Annotated in this window: 8 protein-coding genes; 3 read left to right on the top strand and 5 right to left on the bottom strand. The window is 51.6% G+C overall.

Annotation, left to right across the window (positions count from 1 at the left end):
* Positions 1 to 13: 13 nt before the first annotated feature.
* The gene (gene dsrB, locus SOM48_RS06680; RefSeq protein ID WP_023479212.1) at positions 14 to 202 is read right to left on the bottom strand and encodes a protein DsrB; all 189 of its coding nucleotides are present in this window, start codon (positions 200 to 202) and stop codon (positions 14 to 16) included.
* Positions 203 to 329: 127 nt separating this feature from the next.
* On the opposite strand from dsrB, the gene yodD reads away from it, so the two are divergent.
* Positions 330 to 560: a YodD family peroxide/acid resistance protein gene (gene yodD / locus SOM48_RS06675; RefSeq protein ID WP_054803162.1), complete on the top strand. Its 231-nt coding sequence runs from the start codon at positions 330 to 332 to the stop codon at positions 558 to 560.
* A gap of 207 nt (positions 561 to 767) precedes the next feature.
* Positions 768 to 1,598, top strand: a complete 831-nt coding sequence (locus tag SOM48_RS06670; protein ID WP_094420817.1) for a mannosyl-3-phosphoglycerate phosphatase-related protein — start codon at positions 768 to 770, stop codon at positions 1,596 to 1,598.
* Here SOM48_RS06670 and dgcQ read toward each other — a convergent pair.
* From dgcQ to SOM48_RS06655, 3 genes are all read right to left on the bottom strand, one after another.
* Complete coding sequence (dgcQ, locus tag SOM48_RS06665; RefSeq protein ID WP_320511657.1) at positions 1,562 to 3,271, bottom strand: cellulose biosynthesis regulator diguanylate cyclase DgcQ; 1,710 nt, start codon at positions 3,269 to 3,271, stop codon at positions 1,562 to 1,564. The two genes, SOM48_RS06670 and dgcQ, sit on opposite strands and share 37 nt — an antisense overlap.
* A gap of 87 nt (positions 3,272 to 3,358) precedes the next feature.
* Positions 3,359 to 3,541, bottom strand: a complete 183-nt coding sequence (locus tag SOM48_RS06660; protein WP_042717206.1) for a YodC family protein — start codon at positions 3,539 to 3,541, stop codon at positions 3,359 to 3,361.
* Positions 3,542 to 3,614: 73 nt separating this feature from the next.
* Complete coding sequence (locus SOM48_RS06655) at positions 3,615 to 4,523, bottom strand: DUF808 domain-containing protein (RefSeq protein ID WP_320511656.1); 909 nt, start codon at positions 4,521 to 4,523, stop codon at positions 3,615 to 3,617.
* A gap of 212 nt (positions 4,524 to 4,735) precedes the next feature.
* Here SOM48_RS06655 and yedA point away from each other — a divergent pair, with 212 nt between their 5' ends.
* Positions 4,736 to 5,647, top strand: a complete 912-nt coding sequence (yedA, locus tag SOM48_RS06650) for a drug/metabolite exporter YedA (protein ID WP_320511655.1) — start codon at positions 4,736 to 4,738, stop codon at positions 5,645 to 5,647.
* A gap of 101 nt (positions 5,648 to 5,748) precedes the next feature.
* Here the strand turns inward: yedA and SOM48_RS06645 are convergent, their stop codons facing one another.
* Positions 5,749 to 13,635, bottom strand: coding sequence for a hypothetical protein (locus SOM48_RS06645; RefSeq protein ID WP_320511654.1), 7,887 nt, complete (start codon positions 13,633 to 13,635; stop codon positions 5,749 to 5,751).
* Between the last annotated feature and the right edge of the window lie 110 nt (positions 13,636 to 13,745).

Below are 13,745 nucleotides of genomic sequence, written 5' to 3'. Positions count from 1 at the left end.
GGAGGGCGATAAATTATTCAGCCAGCTCGACGAAAACCCCATCCGGGTGATCTTTTTCATTAAAGAACCAGATACCGAGCGGGTAATCTTCAAGAGAAACCAGGTACATCGTACCTTCATTGAATGCTTCAACAGCCAGCACAACACCCGGACGGCGTGGACCTCCGTCCGTTTTGACCGTAACCCGATCGTTAACCTTCATAATCACTCCTCCAGTCACATTTACGCCAGTGTAGATCAAAACGCGCAGGCTGGCAGCCCGTGACATAAGCGTCACCTTTTTTCTGGCGTCTATACTTAAGCTCAGCACGCAACCATGAGGTGATAGCATGAAAACGGTGAGAGAGTACGACGAGACGGCCAAGCGTGACGTGCAGGTAGATATCGATGCACTGCTGGCGGCCATTAATGAGATCAGCGAAAGCGAAGTCCAGCGCATTGACGACGATGAGGGGCAGCGCGTCAGCGTCGACGGGCGTGAGTATCATACATGGCGGGAGCTGGCAGAAGCCTTTGAGCTGGATGTGCATGACTTCAGCATTACGGAAGCGAACCGCTAAAGAAATACCCCGGCCGGTTAACGACCGGGGAAACTTGCTTACGCAAGAAGCACTTACAAAATTCGCACATCAGGGGAATCTGATGTAGAGCCCACTCTATCGGCTATTATTTGCGCTGACAAGATATATCGATAAAACAGGCATTTAGCCCTAGAGCCCTCCCCTTTATAACGTATGCAGTGCCCTATTGATTCCAAGGAGCCAACGATGCCGAGCCTGGACGATCCGTTACTGATTTTTACCGACGTGGATGGCACCCTGATGGATAGCCATACCGGTGAATGGCAGGCCGCCGCAGGCTGGCTGAGCCGTCTGCGTGAGCAGGGTATTCCGGTCATTTTATGCAGCAGTAAAACCGCCGCCGAGATGGCTGCCCTGCAAAAGATATTGAGCCTGGAGGGTTTGCCGTTTATTGCGGAAAACGGGGCGGTAGTTCAGCTTGATGACTCCTGGCATGATGATGAGCACTACCCGCGTCTGATGAGCGGCGCGCCCCATGAAGAGATTGCCCGCGTGCTGAACGAGTTGCGTAATACGCACGGGTGGAAATTTACCTCCTTTTCCGATCTCGACGAGAGCGTACTGGCGGAAGTGACCGGCCTGCCGCCTGCCCAGGCGGCGCTGGCAAAGTTACAGGAAGCTTCTGAAACTCTTATCTGGCGCGACAGCGATTCCGAAATGGCTGCGTTTGACGATGCTTTATCGCAGCTCGGTTTGCGTTTCGTGCAGGGGGCGCGTTTCTGGCACGTGCTGGATGAGCGCGGCGGTAAAGATCAGGCGGTGAACTGGCTGACGCGGCAATATCACCATTACACCGGGAAAAGCTTTACCACCGTCGGGCTGGGTGATGGCCCGAACGATGCGCCGCTGCTCGACAGCGTCGATTACGCGATTGTCGTCCGTGGCCTGAACCGTGAAGGTGTGACAGTGCGCCGCGATACGCCTGAGCGGGTCTACCACACCGAGCTTGAGGGCGCAGCGGGCTGGCGCGAGGGGCTTAATCAGCTGTTCGGCCTCTCATCGTCAGCGCAAACCTGATTACGCCCCTGATGCTTCGCCCGGTAGAGACGCCGGTCGGCAACGGATTGCAGGTGTTCAAAATCGTAGTTTCCCTCTTCCAGCGCATCGCTAACCCCCAGCGATGCGCTAATGCGAATGGTCGTATGCTTATGGATGAGGATCTCCTTACTGGCGATACGCAGGCGAATACGCTCGCCTATCGCGGCGGCCTCAGCCCGCGTGCAGCCCGGCAGAAGAATACAGAACTCCTCGCCGCCCACGCGCCCGGCAACCTGCTTATCGTCAAGGCTACTGCTGATTAACCCGGCGGTATGCGACAGCACCAAATCCCCGGCCTGGTGACCAAAGCGGTCATTAACCTCTTTGAAGTGATCGAGATCGAGCTGGATCACCGCGAAGGGCTGCTTTTGCGTGCGCGCCTGTTGTGAGAGGATTTTTGCCCGCTCAAACAGCACGCCGCGATTACAGAGCCTGGTTAACGGATCGTACCAGGCCTGCCACTGCAACGTATTCTGCATGGCGTACATATTCTTCACCATCCGGCGAATCACCCCCCAGGCCACCAGCAGCATGGTCATAAACAGCAGCCACAGAATGGCCATCGCAATGCTGATACGGCCAAAATCGCCGGTGATCCCTTCGCGCAAGGTGTGGATACGCACCAGCACGCCATCGAAATGTTTCAGTTTTTGCCAGCTGATGTAGCGTGCGCCGAGGCGCAGGCCGCCCACGGTATCTTTCGCCATCTCCGCACTGAGCCGCGCGCGCTCTTCAGGATTAAAGGCGGGCTTCACGTTGCCGTCGTGCGAGGTGGTAGTGAGTAGCTTAAAGTGGCTGTCATAGAGCAGATAGTTGCCCTTCTCATCGCTTTCGCCACCGGGACTGGCGTGCATCAGCAGCGCGTGAATGGCATCAACGGAGAAACTGACTCCCAGCGCCCCCAGCCAGTTACCCTGATAATCGAGCGGTACGCTGGCCGTGACATCGCCATGATGCTCACTGCCCGGCGTCAGGTCGCTGAACCAGCGTACGCCACGTCCGTGGTTCTCCTGCCTCTGCTGGCCGATAAACCACGGCCGCATCAGCAGACGGTAATAGGTAGGCACAATGGTCTCTTCGCTGGCCTGAGTATCCGTAGTAATGAAGAATCCGGCGCGGGAGATATACCAGGCGCGACGCGGTAGCATCTGCGCATGAGTTGAAAGACGAAACAGGTAGCCCAGCTCCATCGCTGCGGTCAGTTCATTGTGCAGGTTCGGGTTGTCGCGGGTCAGCAGCGCCGTTTGTTCAACAAAGTAGTCCGAGACGCCATATACCGGCAGCGTGCGCTGGTTATCGCGACCGATCTGCCACTGCGGCAACACGCGTTTGCTGTCAAACTCCCCGTGGCGCTTTCGCAGGACATTAAGATCGAGCGGCGTTTGCAGCGCCGCCTCCATGGTGTGGCGGAAAAAGAGCAGCCGTTCAACGCCGACCTGCATCTGCATATCCAGCGCATTGCTGACATTCTCCAGCGCGCTACGCTGGCTCGTGGCATACGCGTTCTCCAGCACCAGCACTTCGCGCCAGGTGAGCACGGTCGAGCAGACCATCACGATCACAAAACAGAGGTTAACCACCCAGGTGGGATCGAAATAGCGTCCGGCGTTGTTACTTTGTCCGGGCAGATGATTAAAGGTGGAGTGGCGCACAGAGGCTCCCTGAAAAGTCTGGTTAACTGCTTTTGTCGCGCGCCGGTTGCCAAGAAAAACGCCCAGCAGAGCCGGGCGTTTGGTTGGTTATGCTTCTTCGTGAATGCGCTGCCCTTCGCCGGGCATTAGCTCATCTTCACGAAAGGCTTCCCGTTTGACCCCATAGCCGTCATACCACCGACACTCCACCATACCGCTGGCGTAACCGGTGACAATCATGCGCGGACCACCCTTTTTAGCCTGAACCTCATCACTGACCACAAAGACCATACCTGCCTCCTGAATCAGAGTGAAACGTTTTCACCATAGACGAAGTTTTTATGTTTTGCGTAACAGGACCGGCTTATTTTGCGCCACGCAGACGGTTGATGCCATTTACTACCGCGATGACCACCGCGCCGATAGCAAAACCGATAACCAGATTCGCCGCCATCGGCACCACTGCCTGCACCAGCGCATTTTGCGTGCTGGCGAAGTGCTCAATCGCGTGGTGCAGCGCCGGAATACCGTGAACCACAATGCCGCCGCCGACAAGGAACATCGCCAGCGTGCCCACCACCGACAGGATCTTCATCAGCCACGGCGCGACAAACAGCAGCCCTTTGCCCAGCCCCTGCGCCAGCACGCTCCTCTTCTCCACCAGCCAGTAGCCCATATCATCCAGCTTGACGATAATCCCCACCAGGCCATAAACACCGATAGTGACCAAAAGCGCAATACCGGAGAGGATCAGCACCTGGTTGAGCAGCGGCGCTTCCGCAACAATCCCCAGCGTGATGGCGACGATTTCCGCCGAGAGGATAAAGTCAGTGCGCACGGCACCTTTAATTTTATCTTTTTCAAACTGCTGCGGGTTTTGCGCCGCCAGCGCTTCCAGCCGCTGCTGCCGCGCTTCCGGGCTCTCTTTATGTTTTCTCGCTTCGAAGGTATGCAGCACTTTCTCTACCCCTTCGAAACATAAATAGGCCCCGCCCAGCATCAGTAATGGCGTGATGGCCCACGGTATAAAGGCGCTGATCAGCAGCGCCAGCGGCACCAGGATCACTTTATTGAGCAGTGAGCCGCGCGCCACGCCCCAGACGACCGGCAACTCACGATTAGCGCGCACACCGGTAACCTGTTGTGCGTTAAGAGAGAGATCGTCCCCCAGCACGCCCGCGGTCTTCTTCGCCGCCAGTTTTCCCATTACCGAAATGTCATCCAGCAAGGTGGCGATATCATCGAGAAGGGTTAATAGACTACTTCCTGCCAAAATGTCTTCCTTTTTAATTAAGCTGCGCAAACCGCCCAGCGAGTGTTGAACGCGTAACAGTATGCGGTAAAAGATAGCAGGCGAAAATAACCTTGGTGAATGAGCGAACATAATGTCAACAAATATTTAACACCAGAGGTGTGATTAACCCCTCGCCATAGAAATACTTTTATCGTTAACTATAAGCCTCTTATCCTTTCCCGTGGTGGGTTATGCGTTTCAGGCAGGTTTTACCGCTGATTGGCGCGCTTTTTGCGCTCTACATTATCTGGGGTTCCACATATTTTGTTATCCGCATCGGCGTTGAGAGCTGGCCGCCGTTTATGCTGGCCGGGACGCGCTTTTTCTGCGCCGGCACGCTGTTAACCGTAGTGCTGCTGCTGACCGGCAACAAGCTGCCACCGCTGCGCCCAATGCTTAACGCGGCGTTGATTGGCGTGCTGCTGCTGGCGGTCGGCAATGGTTTTGTGACCGTTGCCGAACACCAGAATGTCCCGTCCGGCATCGCGGCGGTGGTGGTGGCGACGGTGCCGCTCTTCACCCTCTGCTTTAGCCGCTTTTTTGGTATTGCCACGCGCAAGCTGGAGTGGCTGGGCATCGCCATTGGCCTGGTTGGCATCGTGCTGCTTAACAGCGGCGGCAACTTGAGCGGCAATCCGTGGGGTGCCGGGCTGATTTTGATTGGCTCGCTCAGTTGGGCGTTTGGCTCCGTCTACGGATCGCGCATTGAACTGCCGGTCGGCATGATGGCTGGTGCAATTGAGATGCTGGCCGCCGGGATCGTACTGCTCGCGGCCTCCGCGCTCAGCGGCGAGCGTCTGACCGCCGTGCCGCCCATTGAGGGCTTCTTCGCCGTCGGCTATCTGGCGCTGTTCGGCTCAATTATCGCCATCAATGCCTACATGTACCTGATCCGCAACGTCACGCCCGCCGTTGCCACCAGTTATGCCTACGTCAACCCGGTGGTCGCGGTGCTGCTCGGCACCACCTTTGCGGGTGAACATCTCTCCACAATCGAGTGGCTGGCACTGGGGGTGATTATTTTTGCAGTGGTGCTGGTTACCCTTGGAAAGTATCTTCTGCCTGCGCCCCCGGTAGTTAAGCGCTGCGAGATTGAGAAATAACCCCCTTCTCATCGTCGCCATAAAAAAGGAAGTATTACCGGGCTAAAAGAGGGTAATACTTCCTGCCTTCACGACAACCATTCTGTAATCCCGTGAGCAGCCTACTTGTCAATAAATTGTATTATTAGCTCCACGCCGAACCGGCTTGCGCCTAATACATCACAACTCAGTGAAACGTATCCGTCAAAATCAATCTCTTCATGGTTATACAGAAGGTTTAGCCCAACCTTCATAATCATCAATCCATTAGTAAAGTTAGGCATACCATCTAAAAAATCATCTATTGAAATCTTGCCGCGGACATAATCCGCCACTTTAAGTAAAAGTTCTTTAAGGTCACTGCTCATCTCCACGCTCTCCGTTGCACCTTTGTCGCCGAACAGTGAGCGTGTATGCTGCCAAAATTCATGACTCCGACTTTGCTGGTTAGCCAGTAGAGCGAGTTCATCTGCAGATAAATCCTCGGGTAAAAAACTCTTCGCTTCCGACAGTAAAGCCTCTTTGCCCTGTAATTTAGGGCTATAAAATACCGGGTAAGCCGTCACCTTTTTATTCAGGAGCCAGGCCAGCGCCTTACCGACGGGTAGCCTGCCAAATGCACCAAAGTGACTGTAAAATTTAATTTCACTGATGCGGGATAGATCAACGGCAAAATTTTCGCTTCTTGCTAAACCACGGATAGTATCTGCCAGCTCCTGCGCATCCATACTATTAACCGCGCCGGGACCACCCATGGCTTTAATGGACAGCGTGCTCCCTTCTACAGAAAAAGCTCCCCCCTCGCCCAGTAACGCCGACACGCGCATTTTTTTCAGGGCAATTCCACCGGCAGAAATCACGTTATAGCGCCATACTTCAGCAGGGATATCCCTGGCGTGAATAATGGTACTTTTATCGGCTAATGAAGCATCAAGCTTTGCAGGGTTGATGATAATAAACTCACCGTTGCCCAGGCTGTACATCACATGGCCGGCATTGGATTTACCCATGCGCATAAAGGTCACAAGGTGTCCCTGCGGCACAGCTAGCATCTCCGCCTCTTTTTTAATACGCAGGGGTGAAGTGAGCACATCCTCAATGGTGCCCATTTGGCCATAAACAGGAGCCGGATTGTTAATCACTGGCTGAAGCGCTCGCGCTAATCCCTGAGCCTGTTCGGGCGACAATTTACCGCACTGTGCCAGTAAATCGGTCAAACCGCTGATGCTATCCGTGCCCGCAGGAAGAGTGCTGGCTAAGTCGCGTAATGCCGGTTTGTCCGCGAGAAGAAGTCCTGTCGGCCTGGCCGCAAAGATCTGCATTTTTTCTCCGTCTGCATTACGTTTGGCCTGAGTGCCTGTAAAGCCGCCAAGCTGCTCAGCCAGTAGAATGCGGGGGTCATTGCTGAGCGCCTGATCAAGAGTGCTGTTATTTATGCCGGCAAAACGCCCGTTACCGACGCTGACCATAACGTGAACAGGATGTGTCGAAGTGGCCTGCACCGCTGCATTCGTCCTGAAGAAGAACAGCATTTCCCCTTTATCCACGCACAGCAGATCGTCCTGAGAGGTAATCAGCCGTGGCGTGTCGAGTAAGCCCGTGGCTTCGGTAATCGCCTTTCCTCCCTCTTCGACATGCTTTATGCACTGGCGCAGTAAATTCGCCGTTTCTTTATTCAGTAATTCACTGTTTTCGAGCAGATCTACAGCGTAATCTGCAGCATTGTCAGTGGTAACCGTTCTCCTCTGGCTACGGCGCACCGATGACATGAGTTCATTTCCTGCACCGTGCCAGAGCGCCGCAGTTGTCACTACCTCAGCACTGTTATCTGCCGCTACCGAATCGGGGTAATACCATTCAGGGCGCCTGAGCACTTTCGCATTGGGAATAACAGCCTGAGGCCCATGGTGGGTATATTCACTGTAAGCACCAAATATCTCATCTGCTTTTACGCGAGATTTATAATCAGCGTATTTAATCAGGCTGGCACCGTTGATGTTTGCATATTTTTGCGCCCACAACTCTTCAGGAAGAATAACAGGACCATTGAATTCATCATATTTTCTGGAGAACGCTCCCGCCGAGAGATCAAAAACATAGTCGCGATTATTTTTAGCACCGATAACGACAAAGTGGTTTGCCGGCATTTGATCCACAGAGTCTACAAAAACAGCCATACCGCGATAGCGGATGTTTTCGAAGCCTTTTTCGATCATGTAATTTCCGACTGAAGCCATTACATATTTGCTTCGTTCTGAAGGATTAGTCATCGCGAGTTTGATTGAATTACGTCTGTAAAGCTCCTCAAGTAAAGCCTGCGCATCCACCCCTTCGGTTTCTTTTGCATGCTGGGTATTAAAGGGGATTTTTTCATCAGGTAAATTAGTACGTAACCTCTGTATACCCATCTCAGGTTGAATACTGGTACCTTTCGCAACTGAGGTAACGACCCATTTGTTCTTTTCAGGATGCATAATCTGACCGGGATTTGATGGGTCTTTGGGATCAACAGTACGCCATGCTTTAGTTGTCGGGCTCCAACGCACTTCAGCGATACCGTTTGCAGTTTCTATATAATAAACGCGCAACCTGGTTTTAGGAGAGATGCTTACATAAACCTCACCGCCGCGCAAAGTCTGCTTATGCATATCTTTTAACGTTACATCCAGACGAATAAACTCTTTACCCACTGTTGCAGCGACTGATTTTCCAGGAACAATATTATGAAAGATCATGTCAGCGCGAATTTTAGACATGATATAGCTGGAGAGATCGCGTAGCATTAATGCATCAACTAAATCGAATATCGCGCTGGCACTTATTTTTCCCAATTCAATAGCGTTGATAACCCCCTGTTCCCCCATCTCACGAATCATATATTTATACAAGCTTTTACCTGTTAAACCTCTCGCGACCCCTTCGCGTGCGATAGTTGCGATCCCTTTCGCATTATTTATCAGCGCGCCTATTTTTGCCCCTAACTGCGCCGCAACACACACTACCGCAAAAATATCGGCAATGAGGGCAAAACCATCGGGTTGATATTCACCATCAGTCACAGATCCGTATATATCGGAATAAAATGGGATGAAAATACATGCAATACGATGCAGCGCAGATGGCTTATAAAGATCGGATTTAAGTTTATTGGCCGAACGATCGAGTGCATTTTTCATACTGATGTTCAGCGTAACGACAAGACTATGGTGTAATTGCTCCTCATGTTTATAAACACTGTACTCGGTGCCACCAAAGTGAGCGTGTGCAAAGGGATTAGGATATTCCGTTTCACCCTCATTCTTATAAAGGATGTTATTGATAAAGGCCTCTTTTTCTTTCGCTGCACGTCGCGTGCCATCCCAATAAATTTTTTCATTTGCATGACCGAACTGCTTTTTAAAAAAGGCCTCGGTAAATACACTCTCCAGCCCATGGCTATGAACTCTCTGGGGCACAAGATTGGCAATGGCGTTCAGCCACGGGTTGCTGTGCATTTGCGCTTCAGTAAAGCGTCGACTAAAGGTTGCATTTGGAAAAATGGAAAAAAAGACCCAATTGTTGTCTTTAAGTTGAATAAATAACAGCTCTCCGGCATGAACATTTTTGACATTATTTTTCTTTCTGACATCGAGCCGGATGCTTTTTTTAACAGGTGCTGTAATTTCATCGACCGAAAGACCTGAAACAATCAGCAACTCCTTAACCCGCTCGCTTGCTTCATAACTGCTGTACTTTCTTTTGTACTCAATAAATTGCTGGTTGTAATACCATTTACTCGAAAAATATTCTCTACCCAACATTGCAGATAAGGAGGTGTATCCTTCTGGAATATCTTTTTCAATCATTAAGGGGTTTAGTTCATGACGGCTTTTTGCATAAGTATCAATGATCTCCTGCGCACGAAGATTTTTTAGATGTGAAACACTCTTTTTATTCTTCTGCAACCAGTGCAGCATAGCGGGAAGAAGATCGCGTGCTGCAGCGTTTTCTTCCCCGGCAAAGATTTTCGGGTATATCTCATCAGTAACGTTGTTCGCCCAAACAATATCAGCATAACTCTCCCTGGCGGCGGGTATTGTAATATTTATCGTTTCCAGAGTTTCGACCAAATCGATATATGTTTGTTGTTGCACCAGTATTGTTCTTACGGTTGCCCGGGCGATACGAAGCGTATCAATCTGTTCGCTATCCCATTCGCCGTCACCGAAGCGAAGGCTTTGTCGGAGTTTAACCTCCTTCAGCGCCAACTCTGCCACGGCTTCTTTTGCGGCGGTAATAATATCTGATGTATCATGCTGCAATCTCAGGCGTTGGGTAAAAGCTTTATCGCCAAGCGCCATTCCCTCTTCATATCGCTGGTATTTTTCCTTATACGCCTGAATAAGTTGTCTGTAGCTATCTCTTTTTTTCTGCACTCTGTTAACGATGGATTGAACAACGCTTCTTTCACCCTCTTTTTTCTTCAACTCGGTGGTAAAATCTTGGCTATATCTTACATAGAAAGCCATAGCAAGAGAGGCGCTAATATATTCTCGAGGATTGTTTTCCGCCTCCCATATTTTATTTTTCAAGTCAGCGATGCTAGCGTTAATTTTCGCCAATCGTTTCTTTTCTTTCTCGAAGAATTTCTTATTAAGCTTATTATATTTAGCCAGCGCGTCATCGGCGAGGATGCGCGCATAGCGCGCGGTGGCTAATATACTGATATCGGTAATATCAACATTGAATGCTTCCCAATAGTGAGACAGCAACTGCTGATTCCAGAATAAATTCGTGCTCTCATATGCTCTGCCTTTAAGGATCCCGTCCGCCACACTCTGGGTATCGAGAATCAATTTTCTGAGCATCATAATTGCGATAAGTTTTTCATTCTCTGGATGCAAATAAACATTATAAAACTCCCTGTTAATGATATTAATTATCCGTTTAATTAAGTCACCCCAGGAGATAAAGTTATCCGCAGAAAGAGACGCATCAATTATTTTTTTCGCTGCAGATTCCAGATTAGATTCTGCAATGTTTTTTTGGATAGCTAAAAAGGCGTTAAACTTTTCAACATCGGTCTGATCTGCGTAATCCCAATGACCATTAACATCACTGATAATTACGACTTTTTTCATACCCCACGCGCTAACAAACACGCCGTATAGATCGGCACTCAATTTCTTGCAGGGCCAGAAGCGGCTGGCAAGATAAATATATAAATGCCCATCGTCAGCATGGTAAATACCTCCCTCACGGGGTACGCCAGTGAGGGCAAGATTATAAGCGCCCCGTACGTTCCAGCCCCTGACATCAGATAATAAAGCAGCCGTTGCACCTTTATTACCCGGCTCCTCTTTTACTTCACTCTCATGCTGTAAATCAGGTGCCGTTTCCCGTTCGGGCGCAGGATCAAAATCTTTCGCGGAGGGTTCCTGAGGATACTCGGCTGCGCGTTTTTTCCGCCGTGACGGTAATTTTTCATCTACTTCTGCGAAGGGTGCTGCGGGTTTCGCCGCCAGCTCACCTTGTATAGCCGCTTCGGCCATGAATTTCTCAACTTCCCGCACCAGTGCCTGCTCAATACAACGCCTCAGCGCAGTATTAACCCCTGCCCCCGTTCCGACAAACCCTGCCGTCCAGGCCAGCGCCTGCGGCAACGAAACGATCTGTTTTGTTATCTCACCCTGCTGTTTATAGAGAGGCGCGGCCGCGACGCTAATATCTCGCGTTGGTGACAGTGACATCGTTAAACGAAACGCGATTGGCGATAACGCTTTATTGATAATGCGATCGCGACGAGAACTATTCACCCCCGTTTGCCCTTCCCTTAGCACGACTCGCACGGGTAGAGAACATGGTCCGATTGTCAGGCTAAAACCTTCCCGGAGTATCGCTGACAATGCGCCACCGATTACCTTGCTCTTAGCCCAGCGCTGGAGATCCTCCGGCAGGCTAAGGGATCCGGCCAGGATCGCCTCCGGCGTGGGTGGGTAAGCCGTGGTAACTTCTGCTGCAAGCTGAAGCGAGAGCTTTAGCCTGCTTATGAAACCTTCAGCCTGCGGATCGGATTTTTTCGCCCAGTGACTGCGGCTATCGTTGATGAGTTCCAGTACTGTTCGGTCAAATAAGATGGCTGCTTCGGTTTTGTTTTGCGGGTGGACGTCACGTAAGTACTCCTGACGTAACGCTGTCGCCCAATCGCTTATGCCGCGTACCAACATTCCACTGTGCGAGAAACTGCCCAGCGCGCGGCCCGTTATCTCAACGACACTATTTTTGACCCCTGCTTTCATCCGCTTTAACGCCACTAACCACTGCGCAATATGGTGATTAAGTTCAATCCTGCCGCTGTGACCGCGTTTCGCCAGGCGAACCACTGCGCTCTGCATTTGCAGCGCCAGCTGGCTTAGCTCCTCTGCGGTTTGACGGAGGATTTTATCGAGTTTTTCGATCTCTTCTCCTCTGCCCGCATCGCGAAGCGCTTCAAAATGAGCGCTGCGGAATAAGGCTGCCCACTCCTCTTCTGTGCGTTTAGCCAGGGGATCAATAAGCGCTTCCAGCTGCTGCTGCGCGTGATGTGCGACAGAGTGCCAGCGCGTTGCATCAGCCTCCACCTCTTGAGTGAGCAGATGATTGAGCACCGGTAACACCTCATCACCCGCGCGAGATTCGATCATTTGCAGATACTGCTCAACTGCGTCTGCCACTCTCCCTGCGGCGGCAGGGATCTGTTTGATTCGCCGTTCTGTCTGTTGAATTGCGTCAAGCAGAAGCAATGCGCTATCTCTTACCGCACGGTTGAGAACTTCGCTGTAGGGTGGCTGACGCAAAGGCTTTTCCCTTGCGCTCACTCTGGTAAGGGTATTGTGCGGGCCAGCGCCGGCCTGCTTTGCAAGTTGGGTTAGATTTCTGACCCGCCACCCGGCGCGATGCCACAGTTTATCCGCCGCTTTTTTCTCATCGTCAGGCGCGACACGCTTTTGCACCTGCTTCAGCCTCGCAGCGAGGCTTCCAAACATCTTGCCAATGTGCAGAATATGACGAACCAGCCGGATATCATCGGGCTCATGATCCTCCCCTGCTTTGCGCTCGCTGACCTGCGGATTGCCTTGCAGCGCACCATCAACGCCGGGCATCGGGTACGCGAAGACCAGATACTCCTGCATCCAGTCTGCCAGTTGCTCAGCACTCCCCAACGCCGCTCGATCCCCTTGCCTGAGTAACATCTTCATCGCGAATAGCCGCGCATCACGGGCATTACTCTGTATGACGTTGGCCTGCTGTTGCAGGTATTCTGCCAGACGCTGACGGGTCAGCCGGGTTTCAGCCATAAGCGACTGTTTAAGCTGAGCGAATCGCTGATACTCCACACATGACGCATTGCTTGCGGACAGAAGTAAATCCTCAGCCTGTTGAGGCTGGGTGAGTTCCTGTGGGAGTGCAGCGATCAAGTTATGTCGATACGCATCCGCCGTTGCGGCAACCTGCGCGTCCCACTCCAGATGCTCGACTTTTTCGGCGGCGGTGACAGCATCCAGCGCATCGGAGATCGCGTACATTAAATCGAAGGCGTAAGGGTCTATTTCATTCGCGGCGGGATGGTGGCTTTGTTGCAGCAATAACAGGGTGTCGAGAAAATGGTGAGCGGGGGCGAGAAGCCTCTCCGGCACAGTTGTACTCTGAACGGCCCGTAGCTTTTCCTGTATCCGCTGAATGTCGGCCGCATCAGGCTCATGCCTGTTGTATCCCCGATGTCGGTTTTCGATGAGGTGCGGCATCTTGCGGCTCAGGGTCTCAAGAAGGCGCGCTTTCAGGTGTTGTGCCTCTTCTGTTTGCCGCGATAAGCATTCGCTGCTCACCCCATGCAGATCCCGCGGCGGAATATCTATCGCAACGTCAATCATCTCCTCGCAGAATAACGCCTCACCATCTTCAGTCTTTTTTACTGCAGACGAAAAAGATGCCTTTTCATCATCAGTAAAGAGGATATGAACTGTTTTAGATAAAGCCTCGTGAGATGACATAAAACCTCCACAATAAAAAGAGTGATCTATTTCAATCTATTGGGGGCCGTCTTATTCAGACGACAACAACCCTGTTGATCATCAGTAAATACAACATGTGTTGGTTTTAA

This window comes from Kosakonia sp. CFBP8986 (genome assembly GCF_034044935.1).
Taxonomy (GTDB): domain Bacteria; phylum Pseudomonadota; class Gammaproteobacteria; order Enterobacterales; family Enterobacteriaceae; genus Kosakonia; species Kosakonia cowanii.
Note: the sequence above shows the minus strand (reverse complement) of the source record. Positions and strands in the feature narration are given on the sequence as shown.